Raw genomic sequence first — 25,626 nt, 5'->3', positions numbered from 1 at the left:
TCTAAAAAGGATAACTACAAATATCTAACCAGACGTGTAGGACAGACATAAATATAAAGCTAAAGGATTGAGATCGTTGCAACACAAAGCCCGATAACTATCCAAATCCATATAAAGTTAAGGTAACCTTGAAATGAAAGCGTACATTCATATCCAATGAAGTCTCACGAATATGGGTACCAATAGTTGTTGCATACGATTTAAATAAGATTGCCGTGAAAAGTATATCGGTTCATTGTACCAACATGAGAAAATCAGGAAGAATTGAACCTTTTACCGGCAAGTTCCCAAACGTGAGCTTGTTCAATTAGCGACAGAGTAGTACGAAAAAATAGAGTAATTTTTGTTACCTTTGTAACATGAATTTCATTAAACTTTCTAACAGTATGACAAAAGCAGAACTTATAACCCGTATTGCACAGCAGTCCGGAATAGAGAAAACGATCGTGATGACAGTGGTAGAAGCATTCATGGAGAATGTGAAAGAATCAATGGTTGCAGGAAATGATGTGTTCTTGCGGGGATTCGGCAGTTTCGTTATCAAACGGAGAGCGAAAAGGGTCGCCCGGAATATTTCGGAGAATACTACTATCGTGGTCCCTGCTCACTTCTTTCCTGCCTTCAAACCGGCCAAAACTTTCCTGAATGCTGTAAAAGAAGGTAAATGAAAACGGGAGGAAGGTTGCCTTGAGAGCCTAACAGGTAACCATCACTTGACTTTGCATTCCCGGTCAATCGATTATGACTACCGTAACGTTTCCGCTAAAGATGGTTGTGGAATTGGTAAAATAAAACTTTTTAATTAGAAAAAATTGAAACAGTATTGAAACCTATTGACTATTTTAAAGTCAATGGGAAAACAAGACATAAAAAGGATATGTTAAGAAATAGCTTTCTCCATGAAAAATCAATAAAAAGTATAATATTTGCTCTGTGTTGTTTACTCCAACAAGCCGCATGGAGTGTTTCTGTTCATGTCACCGATCTTCGTACCGAACAGTTGACCAATCCGTTAGGACTGGATACCGACACTCCTCGTTTTAGCTGGCGTATTCTGAGTAGCCAAAGAAACACTAGGCAAACAGCTTACCAACTATTGGTAGCTTCCATACCGGAATATCTGACCCGGGACAGTGCTGATATATGGAATTCCGGCATTGTACAATCCGACACATCTGTCTGGATTGACTATCAAGGTCCTAAACTCGAATCCAACAAACGCTATTACTGGAAAGTACGCATATATACCAACTCCGGTAATAGCAATTGGAGTGAAACGGCTTATTGGGGCATGGGGCTTTTGAGCGAGTCACGCTGGAAAGGACGTTGGATTGGCATAGACCGCTGTATGCCCGGGGATGACGACAGTCGTTGGTCACGTATGGCTGCCCGTTATGTGCGCAAGGAATTTCACTTGCCCAAGCAGATCAGACAAGCTACCATGCACATCTGTGGATTGGGATTATACGAATGTTTTGTGAACGGCCAACGTGTAGGTGACTTGCTTTTGGCACCCGCTCCGACTGATTACCGCAAGACGGTATTATATAACAGCTACGATGTCACACATCTTTTGAATGAGCAAGCGGACAATGCTATCGGTATTACCCTGGGAAATGGGCGTTACCACACCATGCAACAAAACTACCGTACCTATAAAATCCACAATTTCGGTTATCCCAAAGTACGCATGAACCTGATTGTGGAATATGCCGATGGTACCAAAGAGACGATAGCTACCACCCCCGACTGGAAATTGACTGCTGACGGACCTATTCGCAGCAACAATGAATACAACGGTGAAGAATACGACGCCCGTAAAGAACTGGGACCCTGGACTGAACCCGGCTACGACGACAGCCAATGGCAACAAGCCGAACGAGTGGCATTGCCGTCCGGTTTGCCGCGCGGACAAATGATGCCCGGCATAAAAGTAACCGAAAGACTAAAACCACGAAGTATCCGCCAGCAATCTCCCGGAAAATACATCTTAGATATGGGGCAGAACATGGCAGGCTGGATACGCTTCACTGTTCAGGGAGCAGCTGGAGACACCGTAAAACTACGCTTTGCCGAAACTCTGCGTCCTGATGGTGAACTATATACCGACAATCTGCGTGACGCCAAAGCCACAGATCTATACATCCTTAAAGGGAAAGGAACGGAAGAATGGGCACCACGGTTCATATATCATGGTTTCCGTTATGTAGAAGTAAGCGGTTATCCCGGAAAACCCACACTCGATAACTTTACCGGCGAAGTGGTGAATGACGACATGCCGCTTACCGGCAGCTTTGAATCTGATCATCCCGTTCTGAATCAAGTAATGAAAAATGCATGGTGGGGAATCAGGAGCAACTACAAAGGCATGCCTGTTGACTGTCCGCAACGTGATGAACGCCAGCCTTGGCTGGGGGACCATGCTATCGGTGCTTTGGGCGAAAGCTTCCTTATGGAATGTGCCCCACTCTATGCCAAATGGATGGATGACATAGGAGAAGCGCAACGTGCGGATGGTTGCATTCCTGATGTAGCACCGGCCTTCTGGTATTATTATACGGACAACGTAACCTGGCCTGCGGCCTTCATGTTGATTGGTGACATGCTCTACGAACAATACGGTAATCTACGCCCCGTCTGCAAACACTATGCAGGGATGAAACTCTGGATGCGGCACATGCAAGAGGAATATATGAACAAAGATCATATCATTACCCGTGATCGATACGGTGACTGGTGTCTTCCTCCCGAGTCTCCCGAACTCATCCATTCCAAAGATTCTTCACGCATTACAGACGGCAAGCTGATAGCCACTGCCTATTATTACAAACTTCTTCTGTTGATGGCAAAGTTTGCCCGCTTGCAGGGAATAGACGCTGATGCTCGCAATTATGAACAACTATCCGTACATGTCAAGGAAGGTTTCAACCGGAATTTCTGGAATGCAGAAAAGAAACAATATGGCAATAATACCGTGACGGCCAATCTACTACCGTTGGCTTTCGGTATGACGGATGCAGAACAACAAGAAACCGCCGCTTGTAATATCATTGACCAGACAGTGGATTATTACAATGCCACTATCCGGTGTGGAGTAATCGGTATACAATGGTTGATGCGTGAATTGTATAACATGGGGCGCAGTGATGTAGCCTATGTTCTCGCCACTCACACCCAATATCCCGGTTGGGGCTATATGGTAGCCAAAGGTGCCACCACCATTTGGGAGTTATGGAACGGAAATACAGCTGCCCCAGCTATGAATAGTGGTAACCATGTCATGTTACTGGGTGACTTATTGCCCTTTTGCTACCAACATCTAGCAGGTATCCGTGCGGCTACTCCCGGCTTCAAGGAAATCAAAATGAAACCAGCTTTTGAGTTGGAAGAAATCGGATACATCAAGGCAAGCCACATCACCCCCTATGGAAAGGTTAGTAGTCACTGGTTACAGACTCCCGTTGCCTATGAATGGCAAATCACTATCCCGGCCAACAGTATAGCAGAAGTATGGTTACCTAATGAATGCGAAAAACAAATTACCGAAAACAATAAGGCACTAAAGCATACAGAAGGAATTATCGGGCTCCGCCATGAGAAAGGATATACCATCTGCCGGATCGGTTCAGGCAATTACAGCTTTCATATTCCGAAACATTTGGATGCCGAAAACGGACGTCAAGGATTCATCACTGACGAATTCATCTGTAATTATCCTCCTTTCCCCGAAAGCCATGCTTCTAGCATTGCCGAAACAAAAGAAGGACTTGTAGCTGCCTGGTTCGGCGGCACTAAAGAGAAAAATCCGGATTGCTGTATCTGGGTAAGCCGCCATACGCCCCAAGGATGGAGCAAGCCGCAAAAGGTAGCAGATGGCATACTGGACGGTACCAAATATGCGTGCTGGAACCCTGTGCTTACAGTCACTCCTTCAGGAGAACTACAACTCTATTACAAAATCGGTATAAATGTAAGCGGATGGAGCGGACACGTAATCCGTTCACATGACTGCGGCAAAAGCTGGAGTCGTCCGGAATCCCTGCCGGAAGGTTTTCTGGGTCCTATAAAGAATAAACCTGTCTGGATAGGAAAACGTATGATATGCCCCAGCAGCACTGAAGGAGAAAACGGTTGGCAGGTCCACTTCGAGATCAGTGACGACGAGGGACATACGTGGAAAAAAACGAACCCTATAGATGCACAGGAAATTATCGAGACAGAAACCATAAAACGAAGCAATGCACAAAAGAGCACTATACAAGCTATCCAACCTACTATCCTAGTACATCGAGACGGGAAACTACAAGCTTTATGCCGAACCCAAAACAACGGCTCAATAGCTTCTACCTGGAGTTATGACCAAGGAGAAACATGGACACCTTTGGAATTCACAGAATTGCCCAACAATAATTCAGGCATTGATGGAGTAACACTGAAAGACGGACGTTTCCTGTTGGTTTACAACCATTACCGTTATATAAGAGGGAAAAAGAAAAAGCGCACCCCTATCAATGTAGCCATCAGCAATGATGGCATACATTGGCAAGCCGGAGTTGTATTGGAAGATTCCCCCATCAACCAGTATTCCTATCCGTCAGTGATACAAGGCAAAGACGGGAAAGTACATATTGTATATACCTGGAGAAGACAACGTATCAAATATGCCTGCCTCGACCCGGACAAGATAAAAACAAGCTCCTTTGAAGAAGCAAGTTGGAGGGAATAAGCCACAAAGCAGATAGTCAGAACATCAAAAAGGACGGACCGGCTCTCGGAGAATTACCTTAATTTGCCAATAGAAACAAAAGATTATCAATAACCCGCCATTAATCTTTATCCATTAATGGCGGGCGTTTTTTAAGACATATAAGTCTATCTAATTTTCATTTTACAACACATGTATACCCTACCCTTGTTACAGTAGAGGTTTGAGCTAAAAACTGATGCTACTTACTCTATCGTAAAAGAGTTCAGCAGCAAATCTTCTGTCTGTGAACTGCTACCTACCATGATGTCATAATCACCAGGACAAACCCTCACCGTATTGGATGTTACATCCCACCATTCCAGTTCTCTATCCTTCAACTCAAAATCAACATTTACAGTCTCTCCCGCAGGGATATTTACACGTTCGAAAGCACGTAAAGTTTTTTGGGGTCCATCCGTATCACCATGTTTCCTCAGATAAACCTGAACGACTTCTTCTCCATCTCGCTTTCCAGTATTGGTTATAGGGACTGTCAGTTTCAACACCTCTCCGGCATTGATTTTATTTTTGTCCAATGTCATCTCGCCATATTCAAATGTAGTATAACTTAATCCATAACCAAACGGGAAAAGCGGTTCCTGCGTCATAAACCGATAAGTTCGTCCTGACATGTCATAATCTTCAAAATCAGGAAGTTGAGACACATTCCGATAGAATGTTACAGGCAGTCTCCCCGCCGGATTATACTTACCGAACAAGACTTCAGCAACTGCCGTTCCACCTGCCTGGCCGGGATACCATGCTTGCAAGATAGCCTCGCATTTCTTTGTCTCCGGTTCCAGACCGATGGGGGAACCTGAACAGTTAACCAATATCACCTTCTTACCGGAATGATGTAAAGCGGCAATTAGTTCCCGCTGTACTGCAGGCAGCTCTATATCCGTGCGGTCTCCCCTTTTGAACCCGGGAAGATTTACACCCATTTCTTCTCCTTCAAGACTTGGAGAAATGCCACCTACGAAAATCACGACATCAGCCCCCTTCACTTTCTCAACCGATTTTCTTATATCGACTTCTTTCTTGAAACCGAGATCAAAGTTCAATTGAGCATCGCTTCTAAGATACTCGAAATCAAGCTCAATATTATACGGCTTTCCAGCCTGTACCTTCAAATTGTAAGTTGACTTTCGTCCTCCATGTTTATTGGAGAAGCCTTTCACTTCTTCTCCATTGATACGCAAACGTCCGGAACCATAAGCATAAATCTCGAATACCACTTCCCCCGACTGCTCTGGAGTAAACACACTGTTATAGGTTGCCGAAAAATCAGTCAGATTTACCCCTGGAGCAAAGACTGTAGCCCCCGATGTACAAAAATGAAAAGGAGTGGTAACCTGTGCAGTAGTCACCGGTTCGCCTTCACGAGTCACATTATTCCAATAACGTGCGCTAAAGCCCGGACCATCTGCAGACTTGCAAAGATTGAAAGCACTTTGAATCAGTGATCTATCCACCCATCCGCAGCCTTGCTCATAAATCAGCTTATCATTAGCATCCAATGCCTTACGTACCCCATCCAAAACTGTTACGGTATGTGACGGCATACCATTGTAATTTCCCCATTGCATGACGGAATCATTGGCGTTCGGCCCCATTACGGCGATAGTAAGACCACCACGTTTCAATGGTAAAATGTCATTCTTATTCATCAGTAATGTCATGGATTTACGCGCAATATCCAATGCCAGTGAATCATGTTTTTCAGAAGCCACTACCGAGAAAGGAATCTTTGTCCAAGATACCTTATCCGGTTCATCCATCTCACCCAACGCAAAACGGGCAGCCAGCAAGCGTTTCACCGCTACATCAACGTCCTTTTCATCTATTTTCCCCAGCTTCACGGCTTCTATCAATGCCTTGTAGCTTGACCCGCATTCCAAATCAGTTCCGCTCAACACCGCAGCCGCAGAGGCAGACTCGGCATCGGGGTGCGTTTTATGACCACGATCGTTGTAAAAATCGGCAATTGCACCACAATCGGAAAGTACAATACCGTCAAAGCCCCATTCATTGCGCAGAATTTGCATCAGCAAACGGTCACTTCCACAGCATGGGTCACCTTCAAAGCGATTATAGGCACACATCACTTCCTTTACTTTTGCTTCCTTGACCAATGCTTCGAAAGGAGGCAAGTACGTTTCGTACAAATCGCGTGGCTTGATATTTTCCACATTGAACTCATGGCGGTTCCATTCCGGTCCGGAGTGTACGGCAAAATGCTTGGCACAAGCATGTAGCTTATCGTACTTGCCGTCATTGCCACCCTGTAATCCTTTTACTACTTCTACTCCCATACGACTGGTCAGATAAGGGTCTTCACCGTAAGTCTCAATCCCCCTTCCCCAACGAGGATCACGATAAACATTTACCGTAGGTGTCCACATAGTCAGCCCTTGATAGCGTTCATAGCTTCCCTGTGAAGCATAATAGGTATTCTTGGCACGAGCCTCATCAGATACGGCATCAAATACACCATACACTGTCTGCGGTGAGAAAGATGCCGCCATGCCTATTGGTTGCGGGAATACAGTTGCCAGACCGGCTCGGGCTACTCCATGCAGTGCTTCATTCCACCAGTTATATGGTTTTATACCCAAACGTTCTACTGCTTTGGAGCCATCCATCATCAAAGAAACTTTCTCTTCCAGTGTTAGTTCTTTTAATAATAATTCCGCTCGTTTTTCAGGTGACAAAGAAATTGTCTTGTAAGTAGGCTGACCGCAACTTGACAGCATCAAGAGCGCCAGCATTCCTGTCGTAATTAATCTCATGTGAATATAGTTTTAAATGTTATTTACTTTTTCAACCAAATCCACCGCATCCCTCAGTCAGGCATAACGGTGTTGCGCCAGTGAGAAACGGCGTCATAATAAAGTTATTTACATACCATATTTTGTTTTCCATTCCGGATACTTTTCCTTGAGTATTTTTTGCGGCCAGTTCCCCAGATATTGATAGCTTCTCCGGTTATCCGCCCTCAAAGACGTGTCTACCATAACGCCATTCTTATCCTTAACAGGTTCCGTATCTTCATAATTGTACAGGAAACGATAGAAGAGAAAAGCATAGTTATTGTCATAAATGCCATAGACCGGCTGGTAGGCTTTCTCCGGGCTGTAGGATTCTTCCGCATTCTCCTTATAATAATAAGTGATTGGGTCGCCTTTCGCCGTTACATAATCCCTTTTCCCACTATTCAGAAAATTATTGAACAGATTACTGTAAACTCTTTCAGCTACTGTTCCACCCAACTGGATGAAACGTCCCCACAAATTTTCTCCCGCGGAGTCTTCTACTTTACGGTCGATTGTATTACCGAAAGCGTCCTTTACGTCCACCACTCTCTTATTGGGAATTTTATGTTTATTCAACCAGTCGACAGCCGCTACGACAGCCTGTTTCACTTCGTCAGAAGGACTTTCTATTGTCATCAGGAATTCCAAAATTTTCGCACCTTCACTTCCAGAGAAAGAAGGCAATTCATGCGGACGACCTACAGCAGGATCCAACGTAACAGGGTCATGCTGGGCGCACCACAATGTCTTGATGCCTTCATCCACTATCTGACAATTCAATATACACTTCACCCCTTTGTCGAAAGTGTCCTTCGCCTTCTGTTTCATGGCATCCTCTACAATGGCGGTAAAGTCGCCATTACCCTCATATACGTCTCTCAAAAGTTTCAGAAGGTTTACCGCCAAATCGTCATTGAAGGTAATGAAATCACTGTAACCACCCCGAAGCGGGAAATATTGAGGCCATCCACCACTGGAATATTGAGCTCTGATGATATAATCCAAACCTTTGACGAATGCGTCACGATAACGGTTGTCGGAAACCTCCTTGTACATTTTAGCAAGGAAGCGCATTTCCATAGTGGTCGCACTATTGTCAAAACATCCCTTATCGGATCTATCAGCCTTCACTACCGCCTTTTCCGAATCCGTCAGAATATGGTGCATTTCAATGTTCTTATGCCAGCCTCCACAATCACGCTGGTAAAGAAGCACGTTATCCGCTACCTCTTTCGCCTCATTCGTCTTGAACCAAGAATCCGCTACCTTGGAAAGCAACTTCGACCAGGCAATATCCGAAACGTTTGAACTGAATACATTTTGGGTTACCTTTACCGTTTTGCTATTTGCCTTACCTTTTTCCTTGAATAGCAAGTTCGCATTCCTTTCCTGCCCATTGTTGTTCAACTTAGCGACAAAAACCGCCTTTTCATCACTTTTCTCCTTCAATGAAAGCCAAGTCCTGTCAGATGCCGGGACTTCCGTTTCCCATTGTAGTCCGTTGCTTGTCACATTGACGGTAAATTCTTCGCCCGACGGATCCAATGTCTTTTGGATGAAATCAACCTGAAAGGTTAAGGCTACCCCCGACTGAATGACATCAATTCCTATCTCCTTGCTTATTCCTTTAACAAATACTTTGGTTTGCCGTTCCTCTTTATTAGAATTGGAATAAACGGTAAAGGTTACATCTCTGTTGCCGCTTCCAGAAGTAAGAGAAGGCTTCAACCAATCTTCTGTACAAATGATTCTCCACTCATGCGTTGCTGTTATCGATATGGTTTCGGATATTTCTTTCTCGCTGACATTCAGCAACACCTTTGAAACCATCAACGTTTCTTCCTGTTCCTTGCTTTCAGAGCAACTCGCATTCCCCAGAATCACGCTTAATAGCAAACAAATTCTATAAACGATCTTATTCAAATCTCTTCTTGTGCAAATACGCCGAATCAGAAGATTCTGAATTTTCTTTCCATAAGGTTGTTGTTTCATAGAAGTACTTAGTTAAACATTCAATCATTAGTTTATTGAGTAATCAAACACTCTTGAAATAATAAGGATAAAAGTGAAATGCTTTACATACCGATTATCATTATTAATCAACCTCAAAGGTATGATTTCAAATTATTGTGCCTAAAAATAATATAAAATAGACTATAATTTCAATTATTGCAAAGTACTATTTATCCACTTTAATGGGATAGTAGTGATGTTCTTTTGTCTTTCAACCAGTCCCACCGCTTACCCCAATCAGCCATAACGCCGTTGCGCCAGCGCGAAACGGTACGGGTTCCTTGCACTTTATTTTCAAATAGGGAAAGGTCGGGGTTGTCGGTGTACATGCGCCTAGCGGATAATCGGTACGACAGAGAGTTCCCGGATACATATTATCTACTGTAATTTCGCTTTTCCAAACAGGAAAGCCAGGTATGTCAGAAGTAATCGTGTAGGGTAACGTACCCGTATAGTAAGTAGAATGGCGCACCGCATATATTCCATTCAAATGGATATGAGTTTTATTTTTCGGAATGATAACCTGCTCCTTATATGAACCATTCTTCACAAATATGCACCAAGACTCGTTCCGGTTTTCCGGTACGGCATTTACCGCCGCCTGAACATTCGTGTAATTACCGCTTCCATCTTGCGCCACTATCGCATGATAAGGTGATGAAGTGTTTTGAGCATATACCAAAGAAAATACTCCGGACAATACCATTGATAAAATTCCTATTCTCATACACAATGACTTTTTGAATTAATATATGACTATTTTTTCTACCAGACTATTCAGATATACTTCCAAATTTGTATATCCTTCTTTGCTCAGTGTAGTCCGTACTCCATCCGAAGCATCCTGAGCATTCAATCCGTGAAGTGCCTCCCAGGCATTCGGCATTCCATCGCCATCCGTATCCTTTAAATCAGCGGCGGTAATACCTCCATCGCAGAGTTCCGGCCAGGCGGAGGCAGCTCCTTCCGGCTTCACATCCACCGGCAGGTCTATCAGTCCGGGAACATTTTTGGCACCAGGTGTGACGCTGCCTGTATAAGTTGCGGTTCCGTTACGGGTTTCGGAAACAATACGTTCGTCAATACTATCCCGCCACTTGGAACACCCTGCATCCTCCAATACTAGTCGATATGCCATTTTTGCCGTATGCGTAGTGACTGCACCTGTCTCCAAAGGAGCAGACAAGCGTATCTCTTTCTTTACCTGTATTGTAAATGTATTATCACAGGAAGCATTGTTAATTTGCTCATAGATACCTTTCGTCCAGTTATCCCTGGTCACATCGGGGTGACCTTCCATTACATTACCGTCCACATAGAATCGTCCCCAAACATGTTCCATCGGTTGCCAAACGTTGGGAGCACCGTCTGCATTGTAACAATACCGGGTAGTACGGATACCAATCGCAGCAATTCTATAACCGACAGTCTTTTTTTTAGGAGTAGCCGGACCCGGCTTATAATAGTTATTGACAATATTGACTTTCATACCTTCACCGCCGTAGCATCCACCGCCTGCCCAATTATATATCACGTTGTTACGCATATCTACGTGCTCGCGGTCTTGTGTACTCGGACGAGGGCCAAGACGAGGAGCACGGCTTTCATGATGTGCCAACAGATTATGATGGAACGACGCTTTTGCTCCTCCCCATATAGCTCCGAAACCATGCTTCCCTTTGGAATGTCCGGCAGTGCGGAGACTTTCGGAAACAATACACCATTGTACTGTCAAATTCTCTCCACCATATACGGAGCATGTCTCATCCACCGACCAGCTAACAGAACAATGGTCGATAATCACATTCTTACTGTCCATGCATGTAAGTCCGTCCGGTTCGCCACCTCCCTCATTACCGACACGGAAGCGCAAATAACGGACAATCACATTTTCCGCAGTAATCGTAACCGGGCAGCGCGCAATACAAATGCCTTGTCCGGGTGCAGTCTGTCCGGCGATAGTCAAATTACCATTTGAAATGCGCAATGCACGGTCAAGAAAGATTGTGCCGGCTACATCAAAGACAATGGTACGTGCTCCCTTCTGCATCACAGCATAGCGCAAGGTTCCTGCCTGCGTACCATCTTTTAATGTTGTTACGTGATAAACTTTACCACCACGCCCACCGGTAGTATAACGTCCGAAACCTTCGGCACCCGGGAAGGCTGGCAAATCACGTGCCATCACGTTACCTATGTTTCCTATTCCTACCCATAAAAGGAATACCCACACAAAGCATTTACTCGGAAACCGGGACATAAATAAAATCCTTTGTTTCATCATAATGTTTCAATTTGTTGAAGCAAAATTACTTACTCAATTCTATACATCCCATTATAAAAGGGCCTGTAGCTTTTGGGTCGTTTTCCCGCACCGGTTCATTTACATAATATTCGAAGCTACCATCGCGATAGGGATTTCCACCCAGACCTGCCACTGCACAGCAATTTGTGATGTTAACTGTTCCGTCGGCATCGATACGGATTAGTTTATTCACTATACCATCATAAGCATCGGTAGCAATCTCCATGTATTTCCGGTCAATGTATCCCCGGTTCACAGCTTTGGCTATGGAGTACATGAACATGGCAGTAGCGGTAGCTTCCTGATAATTTCCTTCACGATTTTCCAGATTTACAATCTGATACCAAAGCCCGTCATGTTGAAACCGGGGAAGCGACTCTGCCAACCCCTTAGCAATGGCAAGCAAGTTTCCACGCAACGGATGATTTTCAGGAACAAAATCCAATACATCGACCAATGCCATAAACCACCAACCGATACTACGACCCCAGAAATGATGAGACAAGCCCGTTTGGGAATCGCACCACCTCTGTACTTTCTTTTCATCCCAGGCATGGAAGTATAATCCCGTAACAGGATCATGCATAAATTTTTCTACGATCATAAATTGCATGATGACGTCATTCAGCAATTCGGGCTTATCATTAACAACCGCATACTGCGCCAAATAAGGGGAACCCATGTACAAACCGTCAAGCCACATCTGCCAAGGATATACCTCTTTGTGCCAAAAGCCACCCAACGAGTTGCGGGGATGCTTCATCATAGCATTATAAAGCATGTCCATAGCCTTTTTATATTTAGGATTTCCCGTTTGTTCGTACACATCGAACAATATTTTTCCGGCATTTATCATGTCGATGTTATGTCTGCCATTGATATAATCGTAATTCAGAATTTTTCCATCATCATCCACCATCATATCTGCATATTTTTCTACATACTTATAATACTTGTCGTCATTCGTCTGCTTCCATACTTTCAGCATGGCAAGAGTTACGACTCCCTGACAATACCCGAAAGCGGGACGCTTCGCCCAATCTATTTGCCACGCTTCGGGAAAACGTTTCATTTCAGAATCAGCCATTCGTGTATACATTTTATGTTTCAGCCAATTCCAACGTTCAGCCCAATCCGTTAGTACATCTTTTCTCCATCTTAGAACCGTCCTACTCCCTTGCCATTTTCCTTCAAACAGATGTACGTCCCGTTTATCAGTAAACCAATTCTTGCCAAGTTTGTAACCATTTTTAGTAGTATTTCCGGGCCATAATTCGCTAACAACAAATGCCCCCTTCATTCCGTTCAACTCTTTTATATCAGATGTTATTTTATAATGCAACACAGCCGATGCCTTGGGAGCATATTTTATTCCATAAACTCCATTGCCGAGGTATACACCCGTCCAGTCTTGGTTGTCTATACGAAAAGTAAAACAAGGTGTCCCTATCGCTTTGTCAGACTTAGGCCCTTTAAAATGAAATTCTACTACAGAATAAACCGCTACAGTATCTTTCAACGTTGAATTTCTGTTAAAGATACTTCTCGGACTTTCAAAAATGGGTTCAAAACTGCCGCCCCATGATTCACCCTCAGGATCATCAGGATTACCATTCATCATATAAAGTAATGAAGGAGTATCCCCCATCTTGATGTTACCATCATAATAAGACTTAAAATCTTTACCCAAATTACCAGCTCCTTTTATAGAACATTCATAGTAAGACTCATTGAGTTTATTATTAGGCTCTTTACCTCGGCCAAAGCTACGGTAGTCTTCTATATATTCTAACTTGTTATTCACCTCTTCGCCCCCAATAAATCCACGGTAAGACGCATTGTTCTCAATCATCCACAAGTTAGGAAAACTTTCCGCTATATATGTATAACTATTCACTCCCCATTTCTTATTAGGACCGCCAATCCAGTAGACTCTTATATTTTTTTCTATCTCAGGAGCGTCATGCAGAGCTTGAGCCACATCATCAAGCCCTCCCCAAACTAGTATCCAAAGAGGACGATCGCTTTTTTTCTTGGCACATTTCACAATCCAGTCCGATCCTTCAGTAGAATTCTCATAACCCTTAAATGGCGTCCCTCCCCTTCTACCTTGCTTGCATAAAGCACGCAATTCTTCAGGCATCATCATTCCATTAGCATGTTTCTTCAATTTGAGATAATCTTTTTCATACAAATCAATCATTCTCAGAAGTTCCTCTTTGGATCCGCTCCCTCCAAAGGGAGAAGATACCAGACCTTCCAATTCGAAACAATCGTTATACATAAGGAAGTGTGCCATCGACTGATTGTCATCGGGATCTGTCCCACCTATATCCGTACTTATTAAAATACGATGTTTTAGTAGTTCACCCGCATACATACAGGTATTACAAAGCAAAATAAACAAACAATACCATAAGGTTATTCTCTTCATCGCTCAATATTTAAACCATTATATCATGAATTAGTTAGAAAAGGTGATCAGGACTAGCCCCACAACAAACATCATAAACATAGTTACAATCATAGGTATGGTACCCTTGGGAGCACCTTTGAATCCTTTCCATACGAAGAATCCCCAAATCATAGCAACCACCAATGTGCCCAGCTTTCGCTTCATAGACAACCTCTATTAATCGTCTTCTTCTATTTTTCTCTGATTGAAGAGTTAATTCTTTCATTTCCATAATCTTATTTACTTTCGTTTCTTAACAAACTTATTTCATATTTTACAAGAGGAAAATACCAACAAACAGACCTCACTCTCCGTAAAGAATAGTAGCTTCCTTCCACTGCTCATACATCTTTATCACTTTCAGCCCTTGGCTGCTGTACCAACTGTAGCCGTTGCGACGTTCATAGCTGATTTCGGAGACATTATATTTCTTTACTCCGTCACGGTCGCAGAAGAAGGGGCGGTTGTCTTCTAGCGAATAGAAACGTGCCCAAAGCGGAGGACAATCGAAATCGCGCCGGGAACAAGGAACCATGCGATAATCCCTTTTGCCTTCACTGTTTGTGAAACTCTCACGCATGATGCCGGTGATTTTGTTTTCCTTGAACCATTCTACGGCAGCGTCAACAGAAGCTATGATTCTTGGTGAAGGGTTGGGAATTGACATCAATAACAAAACGATATTCCCTGATTCGGGAGCACTTAATGAGGGCAGTTCGTAGGCACGTGCTGCAGCGGGCGCAAGAGTGTATTCATCGTGCTGGGCACACCACACTGTAAGTTTTCCGTTCTGGCGAACTTGCGTATTCAGAATACAATTTACTCCCTTGTCGAAAGCTGCACGGGCTTGTTCGCAAATACTGTCTGGCACGAAAGTATAAGGAGTTTTCCCTTCATAAACTTCACGCAACAACTTCATGACGTTTACCATTGCATTATCATTGTAAGTGATGTGAGTGTAATAGCCATTGGAACGAGGCCAAAATTGCGGGAAACCACCGTTAGCATACTGCGATTTCAAGATATAGCGGATGCCTTCAATGGCGGCATCCTTGTATTTCCCAGTATGGGTGGCAAGATAAATACGGGCCAGATACCGGATTTCTGTACTTGTTGCACTGTTGTCGATGGTGCTTGCATTGACATCATTCTTGGACTGAAACACGTCTTCCAGTTCTTGCGGTGTCAGTTCAGCCGGCATATAGATGTTCTTCGGCCAACCTCCGGTGGTTTGCTGGTATAGCAGTACATTGTTTGCAATGCGAATGGCTTCGGGAGTTTTGAAAAAGGCGTCATCCAGTTTCGGAGCCATTTTCACCCATTCTTTATACGATTGATTTTCCTTGTAATCTGTCATATCCTGTGCCTTTGTTCCTGCCAGGGTAACAAACAACAGACCGAGTAACATAATTCGTTTCATAATATTCTTTAATCTTTATGTTTCTAAACTTGCAGGCAAATTAACGAAGGACTAAAAAGGAGAGGCGGATTATTTGACTTTATAGGCGGATAAATCATTTTTGTGCATTTATTTGTCACTCTATCACTCAAATCAGTTATTAAAGACTGGAATTCAAGATATTAATAAATAAAATAATCCATATCCGCCCATCCTCCGTCGTTAATATCGATAGCTGAACGTACACTGAAGTTTCATAGATTTATTTCTTCTTGCTACTTCACCAGTTCCCCATTGATATACAAATTCTTGAAAGTAAAGTCTTTCGCTCCTTTAATATCATTTCTTCCTTTGGCAACATTGTTAAAATGAGAATCTTCTATACTGATGTTAGAGACATGTTTGTCGTCCTCCAATCCAATTATAAGCACGCCAAGTTCACTCTTCTCACAAGTTACATTTTTCAGATGCACGTTACGAACAATAGGCTCAAAGCCTCTCTTGCATTTTTCCCGGTTCTCATATTGCAGATTAATACGAAGTACTGCTTCACGACATTGCCCTACCGTCACATTGCGTACAAATATATTTTCAATAAGACCTCCTCGGCAAGTGCTGGTCTTAATACGAATGACACGATCTAAATTCGGACTGTCCATCTGGCAATCTTCAACAAACAAATTGCGATAACCACCCGAAATCTCACTACCGATTACGACACCTCCATGTCCATTCTTCATCATACAACCACGTACGATAATATTCTCACTGGGAATATTCCATTTACGTCCGTCTTCATTACGCCCTGATTTAATAGCAATGCAATCATCACCCGTATCAAATGTACAATTCTCTATTAATACATTCTTACAAGATTCAGGATCACAGCCATCTCCGTTAGGTCCACGATTGAAGACTGTCACTCCACTGACAATCAGGCTCTCGCAAAAAAGAGGATGAATCACCCAAAACGGGGAATTAAGCAAAGTGACCCCTTCGATCAGAATCGTGTGACAAGAATGTAAATTCAATAGCTGCGGACGCATCCCGTCTTCCGGTTTCATCAGACGCTTATAAACAGGAGTAGATGTTTCGCCATACATCTGCAAACGCTCGCGACCTCCATTGCGTTGAGCTACCATGCCTTCCTTCCAGCCATATTTTGCGCTTCCACACATTGGCCACCAAGCATCTATACTGCCTTGGCCGTCAATTATTCCTTTTCCTGTAATAGCAATGTTACTTTCACCATAGGCATAAATTAAAGGACGTGCATTATAACAATCGATCCCCTCCCAACGAGTCAGCACAGCCGGGAAGTATAAACTTTGATCTGTAGAGAACTTAAGTACAGCCCCTTCTTCAAGATGAAAATTAACATCACTCTTTAGTGTAATAGGACCAGTATAAAAAGTGCCTTTAGGCACTAATACCGTGCCACCACCCGCAAGACTGCACTGTAAAATAGCTTGATTGATGGCCTCGTGGCAAAGATTGCTTTCATCGTCCACTTTCGCTCCGAAATCTGTTATACGATATGTTCGTTTAGGAAAAGAGGTCCGTTTGATCTGTTTTTCAATACGGGCACTTTCTTTGAATACCTTGTCGAAATCAACGGTATTTGCATTCGTAACTCCTGTCATCAACAGTAGCATAAATAGTAAATTGATAGTCTTATTCGTCATTTTTCTTATTTTTTAGTTTCATTCAATACTGCATGATTTTGGGGGATGATATTGCTACTTAAGCCAACCCATCTTTTTCCCCAGTCCTCCATAACTTCATTACGCCACTTCTGTACGGTCATAGCTCCCTGACAATTACCCCAATAGAGTTCCGACAATTGCTTGTCAGTGTACCAATTACTTCCCAATCGATAGTCTGTGGAATATGCTTTACCGGGCCAAAGATTATCGATTGTTATCTCTCCATTCTGGGGCTGGAATCCGGAAACTTTCGATGAGGTGATGGTGTAAGGTATCGTACCGGTTTTATAAGTGGAATATTTGACTACATATTTGCCTTCACCCAAATAATAACCATCCCACGACTGCCTGTCAATTGTCAAAGTGATGCAGGGAGTACCTACAGTCATCCCCTTTACAACAGGGCCACTCACATGAAACTCCATAATGGAATAGATAGGTACAGTGTCGCGAGCAGTTGTAAGCTTGTTGAATACAACTCTTGTGCTACGAGTAAAGGGCACAAAACTACCACCCCATGACTCACGCAAGGGATTGGCGGGGTCGCCATCCATCATATAGAGAAGCGAAGGGGTATCTCCCAATTTGGGATTACCTTTGTAGTAAGCGGTAAAATCAGCCCCCAACAATCCGGCTCCCTTGATGTAATTTTCGTAATATCCCAAGTTATACTTATCGTGATTTTTAGGTTCACAAATGAAACCGCGATATGAAGCATTGTTCTCAATGAACCATACATGAGGGAAATGTTCTACAATATACGCATAACTATTAGTACTCCATTTCTTGTTGGGTCCACCAATCCAGTACACGCGGATTTTATCGGCAATATCTGGCGCATCATGCAGGGCTTGTGCTAAATCATCCAATCCTCCCCACACCAACACCCACAAGGGACGTTCATCGGCACGACGGGCACACTCCACTATCCATTCAGATCCTTCTGTAGCCGTAGAGTAACCGCAATAAGGGGCTGAACCTTTTCTGCCCTGCTTGGTGATAGAACGAAGGTAATCCGGTTCTGGCCACCTTGTAGCATGTTTCTTCAATTTAGGAAGATCTTGCTCATAAAGATCTATCATACGCAAAATTTCCTCCTGACTTCCAGATCCGTATGAAGGAGAAGATATGAACCCTTCCGTATCAAATTCATTACAATACATCAGAAAATGTGCCATTGATTGATTGTCATCAGGGTCAGTACCACCAATATCCGTACTAATCAAAATACGAGGACGTTGAAGGAACAGCTGCTGTCTTTCCTCTATCATCAATCCCAGATAATGCCCCCCATTTGCACCAATTTCCGATTCGCCCGTCTCGTCCACGATTATACCCGTAGCCTGGTGCCCTTGTGAAAAAGCAATCAAACAAAACATACTCAATGAGAGAGTAGCTAATGCCATTTGGATGAGTTTATGACTTTTGCAAGTTTTTAACATAATGATAAACAGATTATTTCCCGATTTACAAAAATCCAATAAATAAAGTTCCTAAAGGTGGATTTATTATCATAATAGGTGGAAAAATAAATATCTCGCAATGATTAATACCAGCTTCCAACTAAAATAAAAAATATATACATAATTAATTATATATAGCGAGGGCCACATTTCAGTTGAACAGAAAGGGCTTAATTAAAGGTCCCCTACATTATCAACAAGTTCATTTTGATGGTTCCCTATTTTTCATCAATGCCCGGGGATTCCATCCGTCATTTCCCCGGATAATATATTCATAGGTCAATTTATCCGCTTCCTCTTTAGTAATGACAGCACGACAGGAACCTTTTCCCGCTTCCTTGCCACGGCCTTCATATTCTGTTTTACGTTGGCTCAAATCCAGTACATTCCCATCAATGTCACGACTATCATATTCGGCGAAAAGCCCCGGAATGGTTCCCATATTTGTCCAGCCTTCGGGAGCTATGGGAATACGCATAGTAGTGTGGATATACACTGCAACAGGAGAATTATGCCACGGACGTCCTAGTTTCTGTTTTCCATCGGAAGCAACCTCATTGCCATCTACTACACAGTTACGGAATACATACCCGAATTTTGCGTCTTTATGACACGGTGCCACAATAACCGAACCGCTACGCACATTATATAATATACAGTTTTCAAGCAACGCATCACCACCACCATAAAAATAGTCAACAGCACCTTCAATCCAGCAATCCTTGACATAAAGACGGTAAGAGTCATTCTTTGCTGTCATCCAAGTATCTTGAAAAGAGCGGAAAATACAATTGTAAAAAGCGACACAATCAGCTTGCGTATTCATTGCCAAAGCCTGGGGCCCCTTCTGGCTTTCCACTCCCCAATCGTTGATATAGGAGATATTTTCAGAGTAAAAGTGATCACCTTCTATTTTGACCACAGCTCCTTCGAAACCCGCAACTTCTGAAGAAGGATTGTGAACAGAATACTGCCAATAGAGTGTTTTAGAAACTTCTTCACTCTCTCTGGGCTTGCCGCCTACATTCAGTTTGTGATGAATAATCGTTTTGTCTTTATTCTGGCCTATCAGATGAACATACGTTTTATTCTTCGGAACAATAACCTGCTCTCTATATGAGCCATTTTTCACAAATATGCGCCAAGGCCGATTCCGGTTTTCTGGCGCAGCATTCACTGCATCCTGAATACTTGTATAATTACCACTCCCATCTTGTGCAACTATTGAATGATAAGGAGATAAAGCATCTTGAGCATACCCCAAAGCAAAGCTCCCGGCTAACGCCATAGCTAAAATTACCTTTTTCATATATACAAAATTTTAATTAATATCCGACTTATTTATGTGATTGAGGAAACATGAAGTACCGGAACAGAAGTCTAGTACCATCTCATTGAATGCCTCGGGTTGTTCCATGTTCAGCATGTGACCGCAATCGGGGAGCACTATGGCATGGCCATTCGGTAAATAATCCAGTTCACGAGGGTGGTAAGGTTTGTTTTCCTTTCTGCCCTCTCCGCCCGTAATCATCAAAACAGGTACCTCGGGGCGTTTGGCTTTTAGGGAGCGCCATGCGTCCTTGCCCCAAATGAGGCGTACTTCCTTATGAAGGGGTTGCCATGCCGACCAATCTCCTATCATCCGGCGGAGCGGTTCACGGATGCTTTCCCGGCGGGAACCTCCTCCTGCTACCAAGCCGTCCAACCATTCACGTTTCATCACGTCTACCCCCTTGGCTTTCAGTGCAGTAATCTCTATATCGCGCTGTGCGCTCTCTGTAGAGTCCATCGGTTCGCTGGGTCCTTTGCTCAAGCGAATACCTCCACTTGCCATAACACACGACAAGATACGTTCGGGATGTATTGCTAATAAATCTCCGGCAATAAAGGAGCCCATGGAAAGTCCCACAATATGCGCTTTACCGATGTGCAGGCTATCCATCAGTGTAAGTAAGTCATCCATGTGCGTGAACTGAAAACACTCCGTCTGTTCAGATGACTTGCCGTAACCTCTGAAGTCGAAACGGATAGTACGGTAATATCTGGCAAACTCATCGAACTGGAAGTCCCACATACGGGTATCCAGGGAGTGTCCGTGCAACAATATTAAGGGCGTACCCGAGCCTTTCTCTTCGTAATATAAAGAAGCCCCACCACTCACGGAGATCCTTCCGGTAATACACTTCTGTGTACAACTTACCAAGGTTACGATGGCGGCCAACAACAAGTATAAGTTCTTCTTCATGATGTCAAAATTTAATTTTTATAGGAACACCCTCTTTCAAGAAGACATCTTTAATACTTACATATTTTTACCTTTTGTAGTCTTAGATTCCCGCTTGTGTCTATCTTCCTTTGGAGTACAGGCTATATGGGGCTTTACTGTAAGCGGTATTGGTTACTAACTTAAAGGCATATAAACTTATTCAATTTGTAAAAGAAAGGCTATTCATCACGAACCGCCTTTCACTGCAAAGAATGTCTTTCAAAACATCTGTTTTTGAAAGATGTTTACTTTAAAATTTCCATTATTGTTTCCAACGCGGATCACCAATTCCTAAGCGATAGATAGCGGAATTGCGTACCTTGTCGGTATTGTTATAATACAGGTTGTTGAGATCAATGCCGCGATGCATCAACTTATCCGGATCGCGATGAGGTGGATTCGGATTCTTCATTAACTCTGTAGGAGAAATTCCTTCAGGATCCTGCTCATCTCCCAAATGAACAGCCAGTTCCTCAACACCACTGACATTGAAATTATAACCAGCATTATTCTTCGAAGCATTAAAACCACTAGAGAAAATAGAACCATTGGTCAAATAGGCATTAGTAGAATAATTGTCCTTGAAATCGTAGGTAATAACACCATCACCATTTACTGTACGAAGATCAATAGCCTGTGACTTCATTGTACGATTATCAGATTCATCCTTAGCCAAAATGAACAAGTTCTTCTGGAAGATAATTTCCGTGCCACTTGGTACATTACGCATATCAAAGATCTTAGAACCACCACGAGTTTCAAAGTTTATGAACGTATTATTCTCAATAGTAAACTTATAACGAACGTTTGCCGGCCAGTCAAAATTATCCTTATTATTAGTAATAAAGGCACCATGCGGTGAATCATAAATGGTATTGTTGCGGAAAATAAAGTCATTGAATACATTACATTTTGCCGTTGAGCCATCACCATGGAACCAATTATATCCACCACCATTATTCTGATAATACCCTGAATTATAGAAAACACAATTTTCTATTTGAATTCGCTCAAACGTCTTACGATTAGAGCCTTGCGTACGTAGGAAACCACGAATCTGTCCCTGGAAGGTACAATCATAGATTTCAAACGACTGGAATGAAATAGCCATACCCATAGAGTACATATTTATAAAGTAGTTACCGGTAGTATTACCATTATAAAGCCCATAGTGAACAGCTTTCGGACAATCAAAGTCAAGATTTTTAAATATTACCGACTTCACATTGATACCACCCAACTCACCAGTTTGCGGATTACGCCCGAACATGAAGTTCATCGCATTACCACAAGCACCATTATCCTGACTCCATGTACCTCCCATTAGTACTTTGGCATTACCCCTAGAAAGGGTTTCAGGGTCTGTCTGCAAAGTAAAACCTTTACAGATAGATACATTTTGAGCAAAATAGTAAGTTTTTCCGCCTTCCAAATAGAAAATCTGACCTTCAGCCATGCTACCATCTGCAGTAAAGTTATCAATGATAGTGTCAAGACGGGATGCATTATACTCGTAAGCACCACGAATGGTATCGTTCGGGTCAGCAAAGTGCTCGATTAAAATAGGGTCACCCGCTACACCATCCATACGAATCACACAAGTATTATAAATAGCATCCCAATGTACAGCCACATTATCGTTCTGCACGTTTACCAAATACACACAGTTAGTCTCCAAACCATCAATATCTACATAACCACGCTCAAAATCTTCCTGAGTCAATTGGTAGTTCTTCCACTTGTCGGGACAAGCGGCATTAGGATTAGTAGGTGAAGGCTCCACTGTTAGAGTCTGCATTACAAAATTACCTTCTACGACCTCAAAGTAATTCATGTATTTTTGCTGTTGATCAGCACTACCCGAAGTTGCCAATTGACGGTCTATGTTTACCCGGAAAGTAGTTTCAGTCACATCGTTAACGACAATAACCTCCGGAGTATCATAACGAGGTTCGGTAGTAAAACTACAATACTCAGACCACTGACGACCGCTACCATAACCATACCACTTAGAATGGTGCCCCTCACCTTTCTTAGAGAGAGTACGGATGGCAAAATGATAGGGAGTAGAATATTGGAGATCCTCAACCAAATATTCCAGTTCATCAGGTCCCAAAATTACCGAACCTACAATATTATCAGGGTTTTCCCAATCTTCTGCCAAACCGGAAGCCACGTTACCTTGCAATCCCCATTTCAATTCATAGCCGGCACAACCGTCCACACCATACCAACGAAGCTGCACATCGTTAATATTCACCACCTGACAACGATAGGGGTCGGTATCACCCTTATTTGAATTATTGTCTACACGAAACATGGTCATAAGCTCCCTGTCAGCGTCCAATTCGCTCTTCCCGGGAATATAGTCATCATCACTACAAGCCACAAACGAGAATGAACAGAGAGCCGTCATGATATATAAGAATTTCTTTTTCATATTGTTGTTTCTTATTTATTGATTACTACTTTGTATAACCGTAATAGTTCTTATAGGCACCGGCAGAACGTTGAATTGCTTCATTCGGATATGGCAAAATATATCGAACCGGCGGCAAACTGGCATTTGCACTCGGAGCATGAGTACTATATTTGCCATTAGTATTCAGATAAACCAAACCTGATATCTGATCGCAATAAATGTATCCATAGAATGAGTACAAACATTGTGCATTCACTACACCTGCATCAGAAGCCCAGGCGTAAGGATACTGAACTGTCGATGCTCTATATTCACCAGGAACTGTATTCACAACTACATCATCATATGGATTGTAAATATCAATAATACGCAATGATGTATTGGGAAATACATCCGGAGTTTGAGGATTTGCACCAATCATATAATATACGGTTGATGGCAATTTATCTAAATATCCAGGCATTCCGTCATACTCTTCCACCATTTCTTGGTATTCAGATTGTCCCGCACCGTTTTCACCGCAAACCAAATAGCGTAAGAAGTTATAATAAGTATTTTCTGCCAAAAGGTTATTACGAACCAAATCTTTCCAACGCATGTTTTCACCAGCAAACTCAAACTTACGTTCATCAAGCACAGCCTTCAGAAAATCCTCCTTTGACCCACTCATACTTTCGATATACGGATCAATCTTTTCCGAGTTAGTGAATGCACGTTGGCGTACCTGACGAAGAGCGGCCTTAGCTGCATCTGTAGGTCCATCACTCAGTTCGTTGGCAGCCTCAGCATACATCAACAATACATCTGTATAGCGCATATAGGGGAAATTAATACCTGTATTACCTGCACTTTCCGGATTACCACTTGTTGACCACAGTTTGGACCACTTGTTATTGTACACCGTATAAGAAACACTGATTGTAGGTTCGCCATTATAAAGGTATCCCCACAAGCCATTGAGATAATCGCGACGAGCATCTTCCGAATCAAACATAAAGCGATAGAATGCACTCAATGCAGCGCTACTCTTAGCTTCACCCCAAATATTATCGCCACTCGTAGAACCTTCATAGAGTTCGCTTTTCGGTCCATGTACATAACCAACATTACCGGAAGTCTCTTTTGCAAAAGGAATTTCAAAAATAGGATCATCATTACTGTTCACCACATAGTTACATTCATCTACAAATACCCGATAATAAGGCAAAGACAATGTGTGAGTATTCGAAGAAATCACTGAGTCACAATATGTTAAAGCCGTTTTATAAAGATCTTTGTAGTCGGCAGGCCGCTCCATTTTACCAAAATTAGCCGGATTATCAGTATCCGGACGTAAAGAGTAACCACCCGCATGCATTGCCATACGTGCAATCATAGACCAACAAAACTCCTTAGAAGCACGTTCCACGCCATTCGACAAATCAGCAGCAAACTTCATGTAGGGGGCAATACTCTTCAAGTCCTCGATCAAAGTCTTGTAAACTTCATCACGGCTGACAATAGGCATTACATAATTCTCTACCACAAAAGCGGGCTCAAATGTGAAAGGAATATCACCAAAATAAGTCACCAAATCATGAAAGAACATGGCACGTATCACTTTAGCTTCACCCATCATCTGCATGATTTCTTCATCAGCGGTGTTATAAAGCGGGCTTCTCTCCAAATTGTATATAAAATTATTAGCATATTCGGCACCTGCGTATCCAGCATTCCAGAACTTCTCTACATCACTGGCTGTACTGTTTCCGTCAAAACGACGAAAACTGTTGTTTGTAGCCACATCACTGGTATTCGTCGTAAACTCCACATCGCTGTTGAAAACAAACTTAGTAAAATAAGCATCACCGTAAAAATTGCCGTCCATCATTTTGGCATATACCCCATTGAGGGCACGGTTGATTTCCGTCTTTTCATTGAAAACAGCTTCACCGTCGTACTTCGATACAGAGTCAACATCCAGAAAGTCACTGCAAGCTGTGAGACCCAACGAAGTCAAAGCAGCGAAAAACAAATATTTTAAATTCATATTTC

General features: G+C 42.8%; 15 protein-coding genes. 2 read left to right on the top strand and 13 right to left on the bottom strand.

Going from position 1 to position 25,626, the window contains the following annotated elements; all coding sequences use genetic code 11:
• Positions 1-386: 386 nt before the first annotated feature.
• Positions 387-668: an HU family DNA-binding protein gene (locus HMPREF0106_RS18950; protein ID WP_009039211.1), complete on the top strand. Its 282-nt coding sequence runs from the start codon at positions 387-389 to the stop codon at positions 666-668.
• Between the two features lie 209 nt (positions 669-877).
• Positions 878-4,726 carry a family 78 glycoside hydrolase catalytic domain gene (locus tag HMPREF0106_RS18955; protein WP_083787887.1) on the top strand — a complete coding sequence of 1,283 codons (3,849 nt, stop codon included), beginning with the start codon at positions 878-880 and terminating at the stop codon, positions 4,724-4,726.
• A gap of 224 nt (positions 4,727-4,950) precedes the next feature.
• Here HMPREF0106_RS18955 and xyl3A read toward each other — a convergent pair whose 3' ends face one another.
• From xyl3A to HMPREF0106_RS19015, 13 genes are all read right to left on the bottom strand, one after another.
• Positions 4,951-7,539, bottom strand: coding sequence for a xylan 1,4-beta-xylosidase (xyl3A, locus tag HMPREF0106_RS18960; RefSeq protein WP_009039209.1), 2,589 nt, complete (start codon positions 7,537-7,539; stop codon positions 4,951-4,953).
• 108 nt (positions 7,540-7,647) lie between these two features.
• On the bottom strand, positions 7,648-9,555 hold the full coding sequence (gene pelA / locus HMPREF0106_RS25375) for a pectate lyase (protein WP_009039208.1): 1,908 nt from the start codon (positions 9,553-9,555) through the stop codon (positions 7,648-7,650).
• Positions 9,556-9,787: 232 nt separating this feature from the next.
• The gene (locus HMPREF0106_RS18965) at positions 9,788-10,303 is read right to left on the bottom strand and encodes a pectinesterase family protein (RefSeq protein ID WP_009039207.1); all 516 of its coding nucleotides are present in this window, start codon (positions 10,301-10,303) and stop codon (positions 9,788-9,790) included.
• Positions 10,304-10,321: 18 nt separating this feature from the next.
• Entirely contained in the window at positions 10,322-11,860 is a 1,539-nt protein-coding gene (locus tag HMPREF0106_RS18970; RefSeq protein ID WP_410491990.1) for a polysaccharide lyase family 1 protein, read from the bottom strand.
• 25 nt (positions 11,861-11,885) lie between these two features.
• On the bottom strand, positions 11,886-14,315 hold the full coding sequence (locus HMPREF0106_RS27355) for a glycoside hydrolase family 88 protein (RefSeq protein WP_083787884.1): 2,430 nt from the start codon (positions 14,313-14,315) through the stop codon (positions 11,886-11,888).
• A gap of 30 nt (positions 14,316-14,345) precedes the next feature.
• A complete protein-coding gene (locus HMPREF0106_RS26955) occupies positions 14,346-14,501 on the bottom strand; it encodes a hypothetical protein (RefSeq protein WP_009039203.1) in 156 nt (51 codons plus the stop codon).
• 139 nt (positions 14,502-14,640) lie between these two features.
• Entirely contained in the window at positions 14,641-15,756 is a 1,116-nt protein-coding gene (gene pelA, locus HMPREF0106_RS18985) for a pectate lyase (RefSeq protein WP_009039202.1), read from the bottom strand.
• A 254-nt stretch (positions 15,757-16,010) separates the two neighbouring features.
• Complete coding sequence (locus HMPREF0106_RS18990) at positions 16,011-17,420, bottom strand: glycoside hydrolase family 28 protein (RefSeq protein ID WP_009039201.1); 1,410 nt, start codon at positions 17,418-17,420, stop codon at positions 16,011-16,013.
• Between the two features lie 5 nt (positions 17,421-17,425).
• The gene (locus HMPREF0106_RS18995; RefSeq protein ID WP_009039200.1) at positions 17,426-18,847 is read right to left on the bottom strand and encodes a nucleoside hydrolase-like domain-containing protein; all 1,422 of its coding nucleotides are present in this window, start codon (positions 18,845-18,847) and stop codon (positions 17,426-17,428) included.
• A 259-nt stretch (positions 18,848-19,106) separates the two neighbouring features.
• Positions 19,107-20,213 (bottom strand): pectinesterase family protein, encoded by a 1,107-nt coding sequence (locus tag HMPREF0106_RS19000; protein WP_009039199.1) that lies wholly within the window; start codon positions 20,211-20,213, stop codon positions 19,107-19,109.
• Positions 20,214-20,225: 12 nt separating this feature from the next.
• The gene (locus HMPREF0106_RS19005; RefSeq protein WP_009039198.1) at positions 20,226-21,149 is read right to left on the bottom strand and encodes an alpha/beta fold hydrolase; all 924 of its coding nucleotides are present in this window, start codon (positions 21,147-21,149) and stop codon (positions 20,226-20,228) included.
• 283 nt (positions 21,150-21,432) lie between these two features.
• A complete protein-coding gene (locus tag HMPREF0106_RS19010; protein ID WP_009039197.1) occupies positions 21,433-23,610 on the bottom strand; it encodes a hypothetical protein in 2,178 nt (725 codons plus the stop codon).
• Positions 23,611-23,635: 25 nt separating this feature from the next.
• Entirely contained in the window at positions 23,636-25,621 is a 1,986-nt protein-coding gene (locus HMPREF0106_RS19015) for a RagB/SusD family nutrient uptake outer membrane protein (protein ID WP_009039196.1), read from the bottom strand.
• Positions 25,622-25,626 lie beyond the last annotated feature (5 nt).

The organism is Bacteroides sp. D22 (assembly GCF_000163675.1).
GTDB lineage: Bacteria > Bacteroidota > Bacteroidia > Bacteroidales > Bacteroidaceae > Bacteroides > Bacteroides xylanisolvens.
The sequence above is the reverse complement of the archived record's forward strand: the minus strand, read 5'-3'. Positions and strand labels throughout refer to the sequence as shown.

Coding starts and splice junctions, on each gene's coding strand:
- HMPREF0106_RS19005 (WP_009039198.1), bottom strand. CDS start 21,149: ATGAAGAAGAACTTATACTTGTTGTTGGCCGCCATCGTAACCTTGGTA.
- HMPREF0106_RS18995 (WP_009039200.1), bottom strand. CDS start 18,847: ATGGCATTAGCTACTCTCTCATTGAGTATGTTTTGTTTGATTGCTTTT.
- HMPREF0106_RS19015 (WP_009039196.1), bottom strand. CDS start 25,621: ATGAATTTAAAATATTTGTTTTTCGCTGCTTTGACTTCGTTGGGTCTC.
- HMPREF0106_RS27355 (WP_083787884.1), bottom strand. CDS start 14,315: ATGAAGAGAATAACCTTATGGTATTGTTTGTTTATTTTGCTTTGTAAT.
- HMPREF0106_RS18990 (WP_009039201.1), bottom strand. CDS start 17,420: ATGACGAATAAGACTATCAATTTACTATTTATGCTACTGTTGATGACA.
- HMPREF0106_RS18965 (WP_009039207.1), bottom strand. CDS start 10,303: ATGAGAATAGGAATTTTATCAATGGTATTGTCCGGAGTATTTTCTTTG.
- pelA (WP_009039202.1), bottom strand. CDS start 15,756: ATGAAACGAATTATGTTACTCGGTCTGTTGTTTGTTACCCTGGCAGGA.
- xyl3A (WP_009039209.1), bottom strand. CDS start 7,539: ATGAGATTAATTACGACAGGAATGCTGGCGCTCTTGATGCTGTCAAGT.
- HMPREF0106_RS19000 (WP_009039199.1), bottom strand. CDS start 20,213: ATGAAAAAGGTAATTTTAGCTATGGCGTTAGCCGGGAGCTTTGCTTTG.
- HMPREF0106_RS18955 (WP_083787887.1), top strand. CDS start 878: ATGTTAAGAAATAGCTTTCTCCATGAAAAATCAATAAAAAGTATAATA.
- HMPREF0106_RS19010 (WP_009039197.1), bottom strand. CDS start 23,610: ATGAAAAAGAAATTCTTATATATCATGACGGCTCTCTGTTCATTCTCG.
- HMPREF0106_RS18970 (WP_410491990.1), bottom strand. CDS start 11,860: ATGATGAAACAAAGGATTTTATTTATGTCCCGGTTTCCGAGTAAATGC.
- pelA (WP_009039208.1), bottom strand. CDS start 9,555: ATGAAACAACAACCTTATGGAAAGAAAATTCAGAATCTTCTGATTCGG.
- HMPREF0106_RS26955 (WP_009039203.1), bottom strand. CDS start 14,501: ATGAAGCGAAAGCTGGGCACATTGGTGGTTGCTATGATTTGGGGATTC.
- HMPREF0106_RS18950 (WP_009039211.1), top strand. CDS start 387: ATGACAAAAGCAGAACTTATAACCCGTATTGCACAGCAGTCCGGAATA.